This is a genomic window from Psychrobacillus sp. INOP01 (assembly GCF_018140925.1).
GTDB lineage: Bacteria > Bacillota > Bacilli > Bacillales_A > Planococcaceae > Psychrobacillus.
The window spans coordinates 2,465,617-2,483,143 of record NZ_CP073315.1; the positions used below are offsets into that span (position 1 = coordinate 2,465,617).

Consider the following 17,527-nt stretch of genomic DNA (forward strand, 5'->3'; position numbering starts at 1 on the left):
TCTGAAATGAAAACTGCAAAGAAAAAGGGAGATTTCAAATGTACAAAATTGCTTATATCCCATTAGACGAACGCCCATGTAACTACTCCTTCCCAAACCTTCTTTGGGACAAAGGGACAGGTTCCTCGTCTCACGGAGAAGTGAATCTCGTAAGACCAGATTTGAGCCTGATGGGGAATAAAAAAGTTCAAGGAAACACGGAAAAGATATGGGAATGGCTGTATGAGGAATCAGTTGATTCAGACGGTCTAATTCTGTCTTTAGATACATTGTTATATGGAGGAATCATTCCTTCCCGATTGCACCATCTAACATTGGATGATTGCAGGAGTGCACTAGCGAGGCTTTCCCGGATTAAGGAAATAAATCCAGACGTAAAAATATACGCATTCAACTTAATCATGAGATGTCCCAAGTATTCAAGTAGTGACGAAGAACCGGATTATTATGCAGATTGGGGAAGTGAGATTTTTCAATACGGGAAATTGCATCATCTGATTTCATCCAATCTAGCATCTGAAGAAGATCATAAGCAGTACGAAAACCTAAAGCAACAACTGCCACAAGAAATAGTAGATGATTATTTATCTCGCCGGAAAATCAATGTGGAGGTCAATAAGATCGTCCTAGAGTATGTGAATAACGGGTTGATTGATTTCTTGATTATTCCTCAGGATGATTCTGCACCTTACGGATGGACTGCGATTGATCAACAGGAGGTTAGAGGAGCGATTGCCTCCCATAATCTTGAGTTAGATGTGTATATGTATCCCGGGGCGGATGAAGTCGGCTGTACGTTGTTGGCGAGAATGATCAACAGCTTTAAAGGTAAGAGGCCGTTGGTATATCCAGTTTTCTCAAGTACACAAGGTCCGTCTGTCACACCGTTATATGAGGATCGTCCTTTAATGGAAACGCTTAAATATCAAATTTTAGCCGCAGGTGGACTTATCACCTCAAATCGTGCAGAAGCTGACTTTGCATTATTCGTGAATTCCCCGGTAGAGCCGATGATGGAAGCAGCCTACCAAGACAATCTTAGTACAAAATATCAGGTGAATCGAAATCTAATTGATTTTGTGGAACAGCTTGATTTTACAATGAATGAAAGAGGCATCCCATGTGTAGTAGGCGATGTTGCGTTTGCGAATGGTTCAGATTTGGCGTTGCTGAAACTAATGAAAAGAAAAAATCTTCTTTTTAAATTAGCTGGTTACGCCGGCTGGAATACGAGCTCAAATACATTAGGAACATGCATTGCACAAGGAATGCTTCACAATATATATGGTAGCACGCAAACCCATACTAATTTTCTAGCATTGCGTTATGTAGAAGATGCAGGATATTGCAGTTATGTCAGAAAAAATGTCACGAATACCATCTTGCATGAATTAGGTTATGACTATTTCCTAGTTGACGGAAAGAATGGAAGGGTTTCTGAAATTGTTCAGGAGCAATTGAATGTGTTTATTAAGGAAAATCTCATCGATGAAGATAACGAGATACTGATCAAAGAATGTTACATGCCTTGGAGTCGTATGTTTGAAGTTGGTCTGGAAGTTGAGCATATACCTAGAGGTAAACAAAATGGGGCAGGTTCCTTGTCCCTGTAAAAATATGGTGGGACGACGGGCTTGTCCCTGTGACCCACAAAGGAGTTGCTGGTAATGGGGAAGCAAGAATCTACAGATGTTGTGGTGATAGGCGGAGGTTTAGGTGGTTGTATGGCCGCATTAGCTGTTGCCAAAATGGGTTTAAAGGTCATTATGACGGAAGAAACAGATTGGCTGGGTGGACAGCTTACAAGTCAGGCGGTACCTCCAGATGAACATAAATGGATTGAAAAATACGGTAGTACCGACACGTATCGAGAATTTAGAAATAGAGTACGTCAATATTATCGAGATAACTACCCACTTACGAAGGAAGCAAGAGAAAATGAAATACTAAACCCCGGAAATGGCTGGGTAAGTCGGTTAGCACATGAACCAAAGGTTGCCTTAAAGGTAATTGAAGATATGCTTGCCCCATACCTAAACAGCGGGAAAATAAAAGTTCTATACAACTATAAGCCCTTAGATGCGAAGACAGAAGATGATGTCGTAAAATCTGTCACGGTGACTCACACCCAAGAACCTCAAACAATTGAATTGATCGGTCAATACTTTTTAGATGCCACTGAATGTGGGGATGTTCTACCAATTGCCGGGGTTGAATATGTGTCAGGTGCCGAGTCCAGAAACCAAACTGGGGAACCACATGCACTAGAGGAAGCAAATCTAATCGATATGCAATCTTTTACGTATGTGTTTGCGGTTGATTTTGTTGAAGGTGGCAAGTTTACCATTGATAAACCCGAGCAGTATGATTTTTGGCGCGAGTATATGCCAAGCTTCTCACATCTTCCTCTTTTTAGCTGGTATGCAACAGATGCCGATGATACATCAAAGTTAAAACAATTTACGTTATTCCCAAATAATGAAGGAATTCCTTCCTTATTTACGTATCGAAGAATACTAGATACAGAGAATATAGACGGGGATTTATATGAAGGCGATATTTCTCTCATAAATTGGGCGCAGAATGACTATTTTCTTGGTCCAATCTATGGAGTACCAGAAGAGGAAGTCGAAAAGAACTTATTCAATGCGAAACAACAAAGCTTATCTCTCTTGTACTGGCTACAAACAGAAGCACCAAGACTTGACGGTGGAAAAGGCTACCCTGGCTTAAGGCTCCGTAAGGATGTATTGGATACGGAGGATGGCCTTGCCAAATATCCGTATATTCGTGAATCAAGGAGAATTAAGGCTGTATACACCATCACAGAAAAAGATGTCAGTAAAGAAATAAGAGGAGACCAAGGGATATGTGAGTATTTTGATAGTGTAGGTGTTGGAAGCTATCATTTGGATTTACATCATACAACGGTTTCAAAACGAAGCTTCTATATCCCAAATTATCCTTATGAAATTCCACTAGGTGCTTTATTACCAATCCGTGTAAAGAATCTACTCCCTGCATGTAAAAATATCGGGACTACTCAAATCACAAATGGATGCTACAGACTTCACCCAACGGAATGGAATATTGGAGAATCTGCAGGTTACTTAGTGGCGTATTCGTTATTAAACAAAGTTATTCCTCATCAGGTAAGACAAGAGGAGGAGCATCTAAAAGATTATCAAAAACTTTTAGTGAATAATGGCGTTCAGCTTCATTGGCCAGAAGATATTGACCTATAAGAAAGGGGGAGAAAAATGGACCAATCAAACATATTATGGGTGGATTTTTTAGCAAACGGTACTCGATTGTTAGAGCCGGAAAAAATGAAAGAGCTAATTCAACATGCCCTTAAAAGTAAGATTACGCATCTTGTAATTGATGCAAAAATCCCATATGGATTTACAACATTTCCAAGTGAATTTGCCTATCATGTTAGTGAAATGAAGGACGAACAGTATCATGCTTGGAAAGGTCGAGATTTTCTTCAAGAAATGATCCATCATGCAAAAGATTCTGGTCTGAAGATTATCGCAAATATCGATATATTTGCTGAAGGAAATGGAATAGAGAAAGAAGGAATGGTATATGACAAGCCCGAGTGGCAAGTTGTTCATTATAACCAGGCACTTTCTAATATGCCAACAGCTGCGGAAAATCACAATGATCCAACTGTTTTTGTTAACCCGATTCACCCAGAGGTTGAAGCATATGAACTAAATATTATTCAAGAAATTGTACGTACTTATGAAATAGATGGTGTTGTCTTAGATAGATGTCGATATCCAAACATCTATGGAGATTTTAGCAATTTAAGTAGAGCGAAATTTGAAGCTTATATCGGCCAAGAACTGAAAAACTGGCCAGAGGATATTATGACTGTTGAGGAAAAGAAACCTGTATTTGGTCCACTTTTTCCAAAATGGGCAGAGTTCCGTGCTAAAAACATTAAAAATTTTGTTCAAAAAGCAAAAAGTGTGGTTAAAACAAAGAATTCAGATTTAATTTTTACGATATATGTGGGTTCATGGTATCCGCTATATTATAACGAAGGGGTCAACTGGGGGAGTGAAACCTATCACCCTTCTTTAGAATGGGCTTCTGACACGTATCATACATCTGGCTATGCAGAGGAATTTGATTTTATCATGACAGGCTGCTACTACAAAGAGGTTACGATTGAAGAAGCAGAGAGCAACGGGAGACCTGCTAGTTGGTATAGTGTCGAAGGTGCGATTGATATGAGCAAGGAAGCTATTAATGGGAAAATTCCGGTTATTGCTAGTTTATATTTGAAGGATTATACCAACAATGTTGAACAATTTAAGAAGGCTGTTCAGCTATGTAAAGAACGGTCCAACGGAGTAATGCTTTTCGATACGGTGTATTTAGAGAGTTACAATTGGTGGAACGAACTAGACCTTTAAATAATAATCCTAGGGAGTAGTAGGTAACTGGAGTGTATGAAATGGATAACAAACAAGCGTTTTTTGACAAAATTTATAAAAAGTTAGTCGTGTCTTGTCAAGCATTGCCTCATGAGCCCCTTCATAGCTCGTACATCATGAGCAAAATGGCGTTGGCTGCAACCCAGGCGGGTGCAAGTGGCATACGGGCTAACAGTGTAGAAGATATTCATGAAATTAAAAAAGTAACTGACTTACCAATTATCGGGATTATTAAACAGGACTATGACAATTCTGATGTTTTTATCACACCAACAATGAGGGAGATTGATCTTCTTGTAAGAGAAGGGGTAGATATGATTGCATTGGATGCCACCATTCGAGTGCGACCAGATGGTTATACAATTACTGAGATTTTTCCAGAAATCAGAAGGAAATATCCACATCAACTATTTATGGCGGACTGCTCGACACTAGAAGAAGGCATTCAATCAGAAAAGTTGGGATTTGATGCTGCAGGAACAACATTATGCGGCTATACAGATTATACAAAGGGCGTAAAATTACCTAACATAGATTTGATTAAGCAATTTATTAACCATTTAACGATACCGGTAATTGCCGAGGGCGGAATCTCGTCACCAGAGGAATTAAAGGAAGTCTTTGCAACTGGGGTTCACTCAGCTGTAGTAGGGTCTGCCATTACACGTCCGCAAGAAATTACAAAACGATTTTTACAAGTCATAGAGGACTAAGTTCCATTGAGGTGAGAGTGAAATGAAAATATTTGCTGCGGATATCGGTGGGACATCGATAAAAATGTGCGTAACCGATGAGAATGGAAATATAATGTTCTTTAACGAAGTTGAAACGGAAAGTAAAAAGGGTGGGCCTTCTCTCATTCAAAAATTGGAGGATATAATCTCCGAGTACCCTGGTATAGATGCAATCAGTATTAGTACTGCTGGACAGGTAAACAGTGAGGAAGGTTATATTATCTATGCAAATGACAATCTACCAAACTACACTGGTACAAGAATAAAGGATCTCTTAGAATCAAAATTTAAAGTGCCTGTTAAGGTAGAAAACGATGTGAATGCAGCGGCTCTTGGTGAAAAATTTTATGGAGCTGGTAAGGAGTATCGCGATTTTCTCTTTTTAACTTTCGGAACAGGCATCGGCGGCGCTATTATGATCGACTCAAAGCTGCACCGAGGTGTTACTGGGAGTGCGGGAGAATTTGGTCATATGAACCACTACCCTAACGGTATCCATTGTGGTTGTGGAAAACGAGGATGCTATGAGCAATATGGTTCCACAACAGCCTTGCTTAGAGAAGTAAAAAAAGTAAATCCAAACTGCACAAATGGTAGACAGCTGTTTGAAATGATACAGGCTGGCGACAAGAGGTTGTTTGAGGTATTTGATACTTGGACAAATGAAGTGGCACTTGGTATTGCCAGTTTAATTCATATCTTCAACCCTCCTTGTGTCATTTTAGGTGGGGGAATTATGGAACAAGATATGTCTATCAAACTCGTTTCTGAAAAAGTTCAACAACACATAATGGATAGCTATTCAGATGTGAAAATTTTGAGATCACAATTTGGTAATAAAGCTGGACTGTATGGGGCAATTTCTTTGCATAAATTTAGCTAAAAAAGGGGGGCTAAATACATTGAATAAATGTAATCGTACATTTTATAGTTCTCATTTAAAGAAAACGCTAGATTACATGGTTGTAACGACTAGTGAGAATATTGAGGATGCTTATCTCTTATATATCCAGGATGGCAAGGACTATTTAGAGTTGGGAGGGCTAGAGAAAGCCATTCAGGATGTAGTGCATCTATATCCTGAACTGGCTAACCATCTCGTATTCGTTCTGATTCATCCTGGCGATTCGATTGAAAGATGGGAATCGTTTAGTAGAAAAGGAGCTTCCTTTCACGATTACCTGCGTTTTATAAATGATGAATTTATTCCTGAAATTGAAAGTAATCTAGGAGTTGCAAAAATTAGTAAAAGAGGCCTTCTGGGGGATTCTTTAGCAGGTAATATTAGCTTAAATATCGCATTAGAAAAGCCGGAAATATGGACGCATGTATTGCTTCAGTCTCCGGCTATTTCTGATGGAGATATTAAACAGTTGGAGGCTTTGGATTTATCTACATGGAATGTCTATCAAACCGTGGGAATCTATGAGGATGAGTTTGTATCCGCGATATCTAAGGAAAAATTATATATTTTGACAAGGAATCGTCAATTGTATAAAAGCTTTCTTTTAAAAAATGTAAATGTAAATTATGTAGAATCTGAGGACGATCATCTATGGAAGGTTTGGGAAAGGGATTTACCAGCCGCATTGCAATTTTTTGTGAATAAGTAGGGGGACAGTGGGGCAGGCCCCTTATCCCTGTAAAATATGGTGGGATATAGTACCTGTCCTCAAGACCCGTGAAGGAGGTTTAACATGAAAATACATTTTACAGGTAATCTAACAGAGGTCATAGAAGGGATTTCGATCCTTAGTGATGATTTGGGAATACAAAGTGCTGAGGGCGGATATCCGATTGAAGTGATAAATTGTCAAGGACCTTTAGTTGTACAAAATAAAGATGGTAAAGGGCAGATCGTCTTTGAAAACAAGATTCATTTTTTTAGAGGGTTAGGACTATGGCTTCAACACATTGAAAAAAGCGAAGAATTCCATCTAACTGAAGAACCTCAATTTGAAACAAGTGGTGCGATGATTGATGTTTCGAGAAACGCAGTATTAACGGTCGATGGTATAAAAATGCTATTGCGTAAAATGGCCGTGATGGGCTTAAACATGGTAATGGTTTATACGGAGGAAACGTATGAGGTTCCAGGGATACCTTATTTTGGATATATGCGTGGAAGATACACCGAGGATGAAATTCGAGAATGTGACGACTATGCCTTCCGATTAGGTATTGAAATGATTCCATGTATTCAAACATTGGCTCATTTAAAGGAAGCCTTAAAATGGGGCTATGCGAATGATATAAAGGATACGGAAGATATTTTACTCGTCGGTGAACCGAAAACCTATGAATTGTTAAAGAGATTGATAGAGGCAGCGTCGAGGCCGTATCGTACGAAAAGGATTCATATTGGAATGGATGAAGCTTTGCAGTTAGGCCGTGGAAAGTACATTGAAAAAAACGGGTATCAGAATCGATTTGAAATAATGAATCAGCATCTTCAGGAAGTAGTATCAATCACAGAGGAATACGGGTTGCAGCCAATGATTTGGAGTGACATGTATTTCAGATTGGCTTCTCAGAATGGAAACTATTATGATTTTGATTCATCGGTGTTGGACCAAGTTAAACAATCCATTCCAAACGTAAAAATGGTGTACTGGGATTACTATCATTCCGATGAAAGCTTTTATGAGGGAATGCTGAATACTCATAAACAGATCGTATCAGATCCACTTTTTGCTGGAGGGCTGTGGACCTGGAATGGAATCTCTCCAAATTACGCGAGGGCATTTAGGAACTCGGAGGCGGCTTTAAATGCCTGCAGAAAAACAGGAGTTAAAGAGGTCTTTGCAACAATGTGGGGGGATAACGGAGCTGAAACACCAATCCAAACTGCTCTTCCTGGATTACAACTATTTGCTGAACATACGTATCATCAAGAAGTGAGTAGAGAGCATTTGGAAGAACGGTTTACCTACTGTACAGGCTACAAGCTAGATGATTTTCTTTTATTAAATCAATTTGATGAAATCCCTGGAGTCATGGAGGATAACTTATATTCCTCAAACCCGTCTAAATTTTTACTTTGGCAGGATGTGTTAGTGGGGCTGTTTGATGAAAATATAAAAGGACTTCCGATTGCTGAGCATTACAGTGGCTTAGTGGAGCAGTTAGGGGCGGCTAAAGTACGTAATCAGGGCGTGGATTCGTTGTTTAGTTTTTATGAGCAGCTAGCAAGGGTATTAAGCGTGAAGGCGGAGCTTGGTATTGATTTGAAGTCAGCCTATGATAAGCGGAATAAAGTAGGAGTTAAGGTTTGTCTTGAAAAGCTTGAAATTCTTAAAGTAGAGGTTGATTCTTTACGAAAGGCACATAGAGATGTCTGGTTTTCGGTTAATAAAGCGTTCGGATGGGAAGTTCTAGATATTCGATATGGTGGCTTATTGACAAGAATAGAAACGGCAGAGTACCGACTACATGCTTGGATAGACGGCAATGTATCGAAACTAGAGGAACTAGAAGAAGAGCGCCTCCGTTATGATGGCCCTGAACAATTCCCTGATAACGTAACATTGGGTAGAGGCGAAACATACAATCGGATCGTAACAGCGGGGAGCATTTAGTGGGACGGAGGGACAGGTTTCTTGGCTCTGTAAAAATATGGTGGGTCGGCGAACCTGTCCCCTTGATCCAGAAAGAGGTATTAAAAGTGAAAGAAGAGATACGATGGTACGACCCAAAGGAAAAGCCATTTCGTATAAGTGGCTTTGCGTGGTTTGAGAAGGAGGAACGGTATCGGCGACTTCCGGCTCAATCTGATTATGACATACCCGCACGCGTGGATGAATTAGCGACTAATACTTCCGGTGGACAAATTAGTTTTCGGACAAATGCTTCCAAGCTAGAATTAAAAGTAAAGTTAACTGGTGCTGCAAGTTTGGGGCATATGGCTGCTTCAGGTCAATGTGGATTTGATGTATACGTGGGGGAACCTGGACAGCAAATGTATTATGCAACTGTCTTTCCATCTCTTCTTGATCAATCGTATGAGAAAACGATTTGGGATTTTAAAAGTAGTAGTCAACACATTACGGAACAACTAAGAGAAGTGACGTTGAATTTTCCTCTGTATCAGGGGGTAGAGGAGGTACAGATAGGAACAAATACAGATGCAATCATTGAACAGCCTACTCCGTATTTTTCAGATAAACGAGTGATCTTCTATGGTACTTCCATAACGCAGGGTGCCTGTGCAAGTAGGCCAGGTATGTCGTACACAAATATCCTCAGCCGAAGATTTAATTTAGAATTTATTAATTTAGGATTCTCCGGAAGTGGGAAAGGTGAACATGGAGTGGCATTAACCATCAGAGAAATCGAACGGCCAGCCTGCTTTGTTCTAGATTATGAGGCAAATGTTTCATACAAGGAATATCAAAATACACTAATTCCCTTTATCGAAACCTATCGGGAATATCATCCGCATGTCTCTATTACCATCATATCAAGAATTCCGTTTGTACAGGATAAAGCAATAGGCGAGTACGAGGATTATCAAAACCGGAGAGAATATTCAAAATTAACTGTGGAAAAATTGAAGCAACAAGGCGAAAAGAATATTTCATTTATAGATGGTTCTACTTTGTTAGGAGAATTATGGCATGAATGCACAGTCGATGGTATCCATCCGAATGACTTAGGATTTATGGAAATGGCGAATCGTATGGAGAGTGCATTTGTGTTTTTAAGGCACAACGAGCTCTAAGCATTAGTAGGTTCTCTTTTGAGGTTCAAAATTGTAAAAAACAACTCAAATAAACATTGACTAGGACCGCAGTGGCGCCTCAAAATTTGTCGAAGGTTGATGGATAGTAGGATAGGATAAACTGAAATAGCAACTGACTCTCTTTTTTTCATTAAATATTTACAAGCAAATTACTTAAAGTTACATAACGCAGAGAATGATATGAAACCGGCAATTTTATAAACATTTGCTTATATAGATGCGCTACATTTTTGTACAAATACTCATATCCCTATATTGATGGGAATCGGGTTAGACGATCCAGTAACTCCTCCCTCGACCGCATATGCCGTATTTAATCATAGACCAAGTGAAAACAAAACCATTCATGCCTACCCACATTACGTCCATGAACACAAGCCTTTCCACGAAGAGAAGAAAGTAACTTTCAAATATAAGCAGTTTTTTGGATAGAGACTACTTTTGGTCAGCGGGCCACGGGGACAGCTTTTAAAAGTGATAACTACTTGGGAGGATTATTTTGTTATATTTTGAAAATCAAATTAAAGAATATGAAACATATAAACCCCTTTAACAAAGACTGAGGACTTGCACACCTTTTGGGAAAATACATTAGATGAGTCTGATCAACTTCCTTTACAAGGCACAGTGGAAAGAGCGGAATATCCGATTAAACAGGTCGACGTATATCGTGTTACCTACCAAGGAATTGATGGAACACCCATTAGAGGGTATTATATTTTACCGAAAGAAACAAAGGAAAGCCTGCCTTGTATAGTAATGTACTATGGCTATGGCATGGATAAAGGGTCTATTTCAGATTATATGAAATGGGTCATACAGGGAATTGCCGTTTTAGCAATCGATAATCGAGGGCATGTAGAGAGTAGCGACGACTCTGGCTATATGACTGGAACAAATGGAACGTGGGTTTTAAATGGTATTTTTTACGACAAACGATAAAAAAGTGAATGAGGAAGGAAAATCAATATTACTTTTTGTCAATCGGAATTATACCTCAAACTTTAACATGGCATCACAACCAACAGCCAGGAGAAATGCAAATAGTTGATTATTTTGAACATCAATCAGCTAGTCATACTGGTGGAAGAGCAATATGGGGTGGAGGTGAAGCTGGTAGAAAAGGGGAAATTAAAAAGCAGATTTTGGAGATGATTTCATGGGACTAATTAAATGGGTTTTTACAGAAGAACCACTAGATGAAATGAAAATTGGTGAAGTTGAAAATTCATTTGGGTTTATTCTACCTGATGACTATAAACAGTGCATAATAGAAAATAATGGTGGTTTCCCAGAACCTAATGTTTTTGATTGTGATGATGGTAGGATTGAAGCTGTCTTCAATAATCTAATAAGTTTTACTAATAAAGACTTAAACATTAAAATGTTTTATGAGTTCTCATCTCAGAAATTAATTCCTTTCGGTAAAGATCCTTTTGGTAATTTATTATGTTTTGACTATCGGTACAATGAAAAATCACCAAAAATTGTTTTTTATGACTGTGAAGAAACAACAAAAACTTCAGTGTGTGATTCATTTACTGACTTATTAGAGAGATTATATGCGTTAGAAAATATTTAATGGAGTAGGAAGTGATATAATTGGAATTAAATTTCGAATTTTCATTTAAACCATTAGTTAGTCAAGATATTGAGGCATTCGAGAATGAATATGGTATAAATCTGCCAGAAAATTATAAGAGGTTTTTGCTTCTCAATAACGGTGGTAAACCAGTAAAAAGAAGATTTAAGACAGCAGATGGAACTATTACGTCCTCAGTAATGTTGTTTCTACCTTTATCGAAAGAAACAGATTCAAATCTAGAGAGCTTTTATGAGAAATATTGTACAAACAAGATAGTCCCTTCTAATTTAATTCCTATTGGTGTAGATCCTGCTGACAGCTTGATTTGTTTAACAATTAGTGAGCAGGATAAAGTGTATTTTTGTGATATGGATTACTTTGAAGAGGATAATGAGTTAAAAAATGATTACGTTAATTTAATTTCAGAAAACTTCACATTATTCCTCAATAGTTTGTACGAAGCTTAATTATTTGATGAATTCTTGGATAACTTATATGAGGACACTGAAGAATAAAAAGAAGTATTAACAATGAATAACATTATACAGCTAGTTATAAAGCACTTGATTGTTTAATAGGCAACAAGTGCTTTTTTGTTGAGATTTTAAGAAAAGGAAATTACATTAATAATGTTTTGTGAAATCAATAGCTCATGAAGGTAGTACCATCATGGAGTTTGATTATATACAGGGATAATAAAAAAGGATGAGAAATGGGCGGGATGATATTAAGAATTAGGTACGCATGGAAGCGTGGCTAAACTAACGAGAATGTCAAAGCTCGTGACGATGAAACAATAAATTAAATATAAAAATGATTATTAAAACTTATCAAAAAGCTAAACAAATTCAGTCAACCTAAGAAATTGCAGACGAGAAATATACAAAACTCTTCTTTCTTAATCGAGCTAGCAATTGTATAAATGAGGTAAGCGAGGGAAATCCCCTCGCTTTTTTATTGGTCAAAAAAATGGAGGATTGAAACTAAAAAAAATATTTATCGTAATATAATGATAGAAAGATTTTGGTCTTGAATCTAGTGGCAAATTTATATAAGAAAGCAGTGGTTAAAGTGAAAACCAAGAAGAGGTTTAGATTTCGAATTATTATTAGAAACATTGTATTAGCAATAGCTACATTATTCCTTATTTGGGTTGCTTTCCATCAAGTTATGGTCGCATATGAACAAAAGAGTTACCCAGCATTAGATAAATTAGTTGAGGTGGATGGAAAGAATATGCACGTGTATACAAAAGGAGAGGGGCCAAATACAATTGTTTTGTTAAGTGGTTTAGGTACGGTAGCACCTGTGTTGGATTTTGAGCCATTAATTGATGAGATGTCAAAAAGAAATAAGGTTGTTGTGGTAGAGCCTTTTGGTTATGGTTGGAGCGACCTAACAGATAAGGATCGAACAGTGGAGAGTTTAGTACAGGAACTAAGGACAGCTTTAATAAAATCGAATATCGAAGGGCCATATATATTGATGCCCCATTCTATTTCCGGGGTCTATAGTATGTATTATGCAAATAAATATCCAGAGGAAATTAAAGCTATTATAGGAATCGATCCCACCTTACCTAATGCCTTAGAGTATTTTGATGAATCTGTTCCAACAATGCCCAAGTATATGAGTTACATCGCCCCCACGGGAATTGCGAGATTGGCATTAAATTTAAGTCCAGAAGACTTCCTTCCTTTAGCAGACGAAGGAACTTATTCAGAAAAAAATTTAAAAATGACCAAAATCCTTTCCGCGCAGAAAGGGTATAACAAAAATGTAGTAAATGAAGCAAATGAAATAAATAATAACATTAAAAAAACGCGTAATTTAACATTTCCTTCAGATATGCCTGTTATGATTTTTACGACAAACGATAAAAAAGTGAATGAGGAAGGAAAATCGAATATTACTTTTTATCAATCGGAATTACGTAATGTGTCTTTACATAAAATTGTTCCTCTAGAAGGACATCATTATCTGCACTGGACTCAATACAAGGAAATGAGTAAATATGTTAATGAATTTACCGATGCATTTGAAAATGATTGAATTAAATCATGGTGCCTGCCACTAAAGTTATTTTGTTTTTTCATAAAGAGCTCTATTCGTTCCTATTTTTTCTGTCTACTTATTGCACGATAAATAGGCTAATTACATATCATGGAAAGAATGTGCTTTGTAAACACATTTCAATTGCTAAAAAGGCAGGCCAAGTTATGGATGCTGAAATTAAATACCTTGGAATAGTTGTCCTGAATTACATGGAAATCACCTCTATTAAAAATCGGAAAGAGTTCTACTTGTTTTAGGGGCTCCCGTTTATCACTTTGTTCGTTCTAAGTGGTTTTTGGCGATTTATTAACGCTTTATTTACTCTTTTTACTCAAATTAAAAATAACGCTGAGATTTTTAACCTATAAATTTTTTTATAGGTATTTATAAACCTTTGGGGAAATTTCATTAAACCCTTAGTTGGATTATGAATGTGTTGTTTACCATCCCTATGAATCATTTTTCCGATATTATCTAACTCTACCTTTACCATCCATCTAAAAAAAGGAATATTATAACTAATAGGGTTGAGGAGGAGTTTAATGTTTCAGGAAAGGAAGATATCATTTTTTAGAGTCAACAGTTGCCCCTTACATTCTTTCAATAGAAGAAAAGAATCCAAGGTGTATCTATGAAAATACTGGACGTAGATTTATTTCAAGATGGTTTAAGACGAAATATAGCAATGTTGGACAGGCTTGGAAGTGAAGTAGAGGCAATCCATCGTGCAGTAGAAGGATTAGTAGCGATGGAAGACAAACTTAAAGGGGAAGGAGGGAGTGCCCTTCGTGCTTTCTATGCGGAATGTCATCTGCCATTACTCCAACAATTTCTCGTTTCTGCTGCTGGTTATAAGCAAGTGCTTCAACAAATGGAAAGCGCTCTAGATACCCTCGAACCAGATACGACGGGTCATATTGTGGAGCAATTTCTAGAGGGTGAAGTAGAGCAGGGACTTACTACAATCGCACAACTGACTGAAAATCTAACGAATGAGTCAAACAGTATTATGGACCAGGTCAGCGATATCGTGGCCCTTCCGCATCTAGACGATAGTGGAGTACAGGAAGGCGTTCTAGATGCAAAAAGAAAGCGAGACGATACAGTAAGTAGACTTCAAGAATTTGATGCAACCCAGACAGCCGCTTTACTACCTTTCGAGCAAGACATGCAGGCAATGGATACGTGGATCAATAACATGGAAGAGATGTTCGCAAGTAATCTCACGGATATCCACTTTCAAACAGATCGTTGGGCGGAGTTAGTTGCATGTAGTCGCCCATTAACCATTTCCACGCCAACGATTGAAGGAGAAATGTGCCTACGTGAAGAAGAGGAAGAAAAGTCGGTTGTAGATACTGGTTTAGAAGTAGTAGATGGAATTTTAAGTGGTCTATTTGATGTAGGGAAAGATTTGGTTACAGGTATTGTAGATATATTCCAAGACCCGAAAGCCACACTGGAAGCTACGGTGGAGGCAGTTACTAATCCCGTAGAGACATATAACACGATAAAATCGGCCATCACCACTTCCTATGAACGCGATATGGTCAATGGTGATGCCAATTCCCGTGCTCATTGGGTAACCTATGCATTAGGCACTGTTGCCACTTCAGTAGTTGGAACAAAGAGTGTCGGTGCACTTACCAAATCAGGGGTTAAGGTCACAAAGGCAGTTGTTCCAAAAGTAGCCGGAGCAGTAAATAATGCCTCGGCATCATTAGCTAATCTATTACCTTACGGACCCCGTCCACAGTTTGCGATCGCAGGTGAAGTTCCTTATAACACAGTGAATGCAACGGGCTTGAGGGATCAGGTGACTTCTATAGTGAGGGCTGAAAGTGGAGTTAAGGGTACGGTTAAAGATAGGCAGATATACTATACTAGAGGTTTTGACGTAGAGCCTAAATATAGCTCTTATGAGCAAAGGGTAAAAACCACACCTGTTAATAAAGGCGAATGGAGTAGCGAACGAGCAGAGTCGTTATTTATCTCGGATAAGACTGGAGAAGTTAAAAAATATCTTGATGAAGCCGGTGTAGACGGAGTTGATTACAAAAACGGAATGCCTGACTTTTCACCATTTTCCAAAGGTGAAATAAAATTAGAAAACATGACTAATGATAGAAAATCAAATTTTTCAACTGCTGATGAAGAATTGGCTAAAAAGTGGAGTACACCAGATAAAAAGTGGACAGCAGAAGATGTAGCTGATTGGCGAGAAGATAATAAATATACTTGGCATGAACTTAATGACTTGGAAACAATACAATTGGTACCTAGTAAAATTAATAGTGTTTTTAAACATTTGGGTGGAGTTGGCGAATATAATATAAAAGTTAAGATAGGAGAGTAATTAAGAATGACAATGATTAATGATGATTTATTTGGAAAACTTGAATATAAAAATAATTTCTGGAGAGGAAAAACAACTATTAGAATGTTTGACTTGGAGAAAGAAATATTTTTAAGTATTGATGCACATGAAAGTGCTGATTTTTCAAATGTACAAAGAGAAGCATTTTTTAATTTTATTCAAAATATGAAAAATATAATAAATGAGGCAGAAGAGCAAGTATATGACTACTATAGTGAGAATTATGAAGAGTATAGAGAGATGTTAGGGAATAAATCAGAAGCAGATAATTCTGCTCCAAAAATTGAATCTACCTCAGATTTAAAAAGTCTAGTGAAGCCAACTGAATTAATTGTAAGAAGAGTAAGAAAGAATGGAAAAAGAAGACTAGGTTTGCTTTGTGATGTCTCTTGGGATATTGAAAATGGATTAGGAATAAAAATTGAAGATGAAATTGTAGAAGAAGTAGGTTATCAAGATATTGTACTATAACTTACCTAAATATATTAATGCTAAGATTGACCTTGAATGACTAACAACTAATTCAAGGCATGAATATAGCAAAAAGTAGATATCTCCACATAAGTAGAGGTATCTACTTTTCTATGTTTCCAAATCTCTTTAATAATCTAAATCTCTCCTAGGCTAAAATAGTTTGTAATATTAACTTTAATAATTCTTCTGTTGTTTCTGGTAATTGTTCTGGTAAGCTTAATGGATGTTTCATTTCTGTTCCTCCTTTAATCTCGTATTCTATTAACAATATAGGCAATCTAGTTAGAATTTATGCATGATATTATAAAAAAGTTTTTGAATCTTTTAAAAGGAGATTTGGTTGTTCTTTTGACTAGAATGCCTATTTGACGTTTTGGTCAATATTCTATATTATGATTTAGTACCCGTACTTGACCGGGAGAGGTTCATAGCTTATACCCTCTATAAAAAACTATGGATACATGACTTTTCGCCATGTCCATATAATTTGGACGTGGCTTTTTTGTTTTTATCCTTTTGTTTGCATAGATTGGTTTGTGAAGCCTCTTTTGAAAGTGTTGGGAAACATTTTTTATAGGAGGTTTTTTATTATGTCTGGAAGAAGTCATGATGAAGGTTTGAAGGATTTAACATTGTTAGGTAACCAAGGCACAAAATATTCATTTGATTATGCACCTGAGGTATTGGAGTCGGTAGATAATCTTCATTCTACTCGGGATTATTTTGTTAAGTTTAACTGCCCAGAATTTACAAGCTTATGCCCAATTACAAATCAGCCGGATTTTGCGACGATGTATATTTCGTATATTCCGGATAAAAAAATTGTAGAAAGTAAATCGTTAAAGTTGTATTTGTTCAGCTTTAGAAATCACGGTGATTTCCATGAGGACTGTGTGAATATCATCATGAACGATTTAATTGAATTACTAGACCCAAGATATATTGAGGTTTGGGGGAAATTCACTCCACGTGGAGGTATTTCTATTGACCCTTGGTGTAACTATGGAAGACCAGGGTCGAAATATGTAGAAATGGCGGATTTCCGTTTAATGAACCATGATTTATATCCAGAGAAAATTGATAATCGTTAATTGAATAATCCTTTTTGAA

At 37.4% G+C, this 17,527-nt stretch carries 18 protein-coding genes; 17 read left to right on the forward strand and 1 reads right to left on the reverse strand.

Annotation, left to right across the window (positions count from 1 at the left end):
- Window positions 1–38 precede the first annotated feature (38 nt).
- The 16 genes from KD050_RS12475 (at window position 39) to KD050_RS12550 (ending at window position 16,414) form a co-directional block, all read left to right on the forward strand.
- Window positions 39–1,613, forward strand: coding sequence for a DUF4127 family protein (locus tag KD050_RS12475; protein WP_211892682.1), 1,575 nt, complete (start codon window positions 39–41; stop codon window positions 1,611–1,613).
- A gap of 54 nt (window positions 1,614–1,667) precedes the next feature.
- Window positions 1,668–3,245, forward strand: a complete 1,578-nt coding sequence (locus tag KD050_RS12480) for an FAD-dependent oxidoreductase (protein WP_211892683.1) — start codon at window positions 1,668–1,670, stop codon at window positions 3,243–3,245.
- A 15-nt stretch (window positions 3,246–3,260) separates the two neighbouring features.
- Window positions 3,261–4,430, forward strand: a complete 1,170-nt coding sequence (locus KD050_RS12485) for an alpha amylase family protein (protein ID WP_211892684.1) — start codon at window positions 3,261–3,263, stop codon at window positions 4,428–4,430.
- Between the two features lie 41 nt (window positions 4,431–4,471).
- Window positions 4,472–5,164 (forward strand): N-acetylmannosamine-6-phosphate 2-epimerase, encoded by a 693-nt coding sequence (locus KD050_RS12490; protein ID WP_211892685.1) that lies wholly within the window; start codon window positions 4,472–4,474, stop codon window positions 5,162–5,164.
- A gap of 22 nt (window positions 5,165–5,186) precedes the next feature.
- Complete coding sequence (locus KD050_RS12495; protein WP_211892686.1) at window positions 5,187–6,068, forward strand: ROK family protein; 882 nt, start codon at window positions 5,187–5,189, stop codon at window positions 6,066–6,068.
- 19 nt (window positions 6,069–6,087) lie between these two features.
- Window positions 6,088–6,798, forward strand: coding sequence for an alpha/beta hydrolase (locus KD050_RS12500; protein ID WP_211892687.1), 711 nt, complete (start codon window positions 6,088–6,090; stop codon window positions 6,796–6,798).
- A gap of 84 nt (window positions 6,799–6,882) precedes the next feature.
- Window positions 6,883–8,763, forward strand: a complete 1,881-nt coding sequence (locus KD050_RS12505) for a beta-N-acetylhexosaminidase (protein ID WP_211892688.1) — start codon at window positions 6,883–6,885, stop codon at window positions 8,761–8,763.
- A gap of 86 nt (window positions 8,764–8,849) precedes the next feature.
- Window positions 8,850–9,905: an SGNH/GDSL hydrolase family protein gene (locus tag KD050_RS12510; protein ID WP_235753807.1), complete on the forward strand. Its 1,056-nt coding sequence runs from the start codon at window positions 8,850–8,852 to the stop codon at window positions 9,903–9,905.
- 234 nt (window positions 9,906–10,139) lie between these two features.
- Window positions 10,140–10,358 (forward strand): acetylxylan esterase, encoded by a 219-nt coding sequence (locus tag KD050_RS21530; protein WP_211896291.1) that lies wholly within the window; start codon window positions 10,140–10,142, stop codon window positions 10,356–10,358.
- A gap of 135 nt (window positions 10,359–10,493) precedes the next feature.
- Window positions 10,494–10,868, forward strand: a complete 375-nt coding sequence (locus KD050_RS12520) for an acetylxylan esterase (RefSeq protein ID WP_211892689.1) — start codon at window positions 10,494–10,496, stop codon at window positions 10,866–10,868.
- An 8-nt stretch (window positions 10,869–10,876) separates the two neighbouring features.
- Entirely contained in the window at window positions 10,877–11,095 is a 219-nt protein-coding gene (locus KD050_RS12525; protein ID WP_211892690.1) for an HNH endonuclease, read from the forward strand.
- Window positions 11,086–11,508 carry an SMI1/KNR4 family protein gene (locus tag KD050_RS12530; protein WP_211892691.1) on the forward strand — a complete coding sequence of 141 codons (423 nt, stop codon included), beginning with the start codon at window positions 11,086–11,088 and terminating at the stop codon, window positions 11,506–11,508. The genes KD050_RS12525 and KD050_RS12530 overlap by 10 nt, the downstream gene beginning before the upstream one ends.
- A 20-nt stretch (window positions 11,509–11,528) precedes the next feature.
- Entirely contained in the window at window positions 11,529–11,978 is a 450-nt protein-coding gene (locus tag KD050_RS12535) for an SMI1/KNR4 family protein (RefSeq protein WP_211892692.1), read from the forward strand.
- 604 nt (window positions 11,979–12,582) lie between these two features.
- On the forward strand, window positions 12,583–13,563 hold the full coding sequence (locus KD050_RS12540) for an alpha/beta fold hydrolase (protein WP_235753808.1): 981 nt from the start codon (window positions 12,583–12,585) through the stop codon (window positions 13,561–13,563).
- A gap of 634 nt (window positions 13,564–14,197) precedes the next feature.
- Window positions 14,198–15,922: a T7SS effector LXG polymorphic toxin gene (locus tag KD050_RS12545; protein ID WP_211892693.1), complete on the forward strand. Its 1,725-nt coding sequence runs from the start codon at window positions 14,198–14,200 to the stop codon at window positions 15,920–15,922.
- 6 nt (window positions 15,923–15,928) lie between these two features.
- Entirely contained in the window at window positions 15,929–16,414 is a 486-nt protein-coding gene (locus KD050_RS12550; RefSeq protein ID WP_211892694.1) for a DUF6985 domain-containing protein, read from the forward strand.
- 148 nt (window positions 16,415–16,562) lie between these two features.
- Here KD050_RS12550 and KD050_RS21395 read toward each other — a convergent pair whose 3' ends face one another.
- On the reverse strand, window positions 16,563–16,685 hold the full coding sequence (locus KD050_RS21395; RefSeq protein WP_255553287.1) for a hypothetical protein: 123 nt from the start codon (window positions 16,683–16,685) through the stop codon (window positions 16,563–16,565).
- 322 nt (window positions 16,686–17,007) lie between these two features.
- Here KD050_RS21395 and queF point away from each other — a divergent pair, with 322 nt between their 5' ends.
- The gene (gene queF / locus KD050_RS12555; protein WP_211892695.1) at window positions 17,008–17,508 is read left to right on the forward strand and encodes a preQ(1) synthase; all 501 of its coding nucleotides are present in this window, start codon (window positions 17,008–17,010) and stop codon (window positions 17,506–17,508) included.
- Window positions 17,509–17,527 lie beyond the last annotated feature (19 nt).

Coding starts and splice junctions, on each gene's coding strand:
- KD050_RS12475 (WP_211892682.1), top strand. CDS start 39: ATGTACAAAATTGCTTATATCCCATTAGACGAACGCCCATGTAACTAC.
- KD050_RS12550 (WP_211892694.1), top strand. CDS start 15,929: ATGACAATGATTAATGATGATTTATTTGGAAAACTTGAATATAAAAAT.
- KD050_RS12505 (WP_211892688.1), top strand. CDS start 6,883: ATGAAAATACATTTTACAGGTAATCTAACAGAGGTCATAGAAGGGATT.
- KD050_RS12485 (WP_211892684.1), top strand. CDS start 3,261: ATGGACCAATCAAACATATTATGGGTGGATTTTTTAGCAAACGGTACT.
- queF (WP_211892695.1), top strand. CDS start 17,008: ATGTCTGGAAGAAGTCATGATGAAGGTTTGAAGGATTTAACATTGTTA.
- KD050_RS12495 (WP_211892686.1), top strand. CDS start 5,187: ATGAAAATATTTGCTGCGGATATCGGTGGGACATCGATAAAAATGTGC.
- KD050_RS12530 (WP_211892691.1), top strand. CDS start 11,086: ATGGGACTAATTAAATGGGTTTTTACAGAAGAACCACTAGATGAAATG.
- KD050_RS12525 (WP_211892690.1), top strand. CDS start 10,877: ATGAGGAAGGAAAATCAATATTACTTTTTGTCAATCGGAATTATACCT.
- KD050_RS12490 (WP_211892685.1), top strand. CDS start 4,472: ATGGATAACAAACAAGCGTTTTTTGACAAAATTTATAAAAAGTTAGTC.
- KD050_RS12480 (WP_211892683.1), top strand. CDS start 1,668: ATGGGGAAGCAAGAATCTACAGATGTTGTGGTGATAGGCGGAGGTTTA.
- KD050_RS12545 (WP_211892693.1), top strand. CDS start 14,198: ATGAAAATACTGGACGTAGATTTATTTCAAGATGGTTTAAGACGAAAT.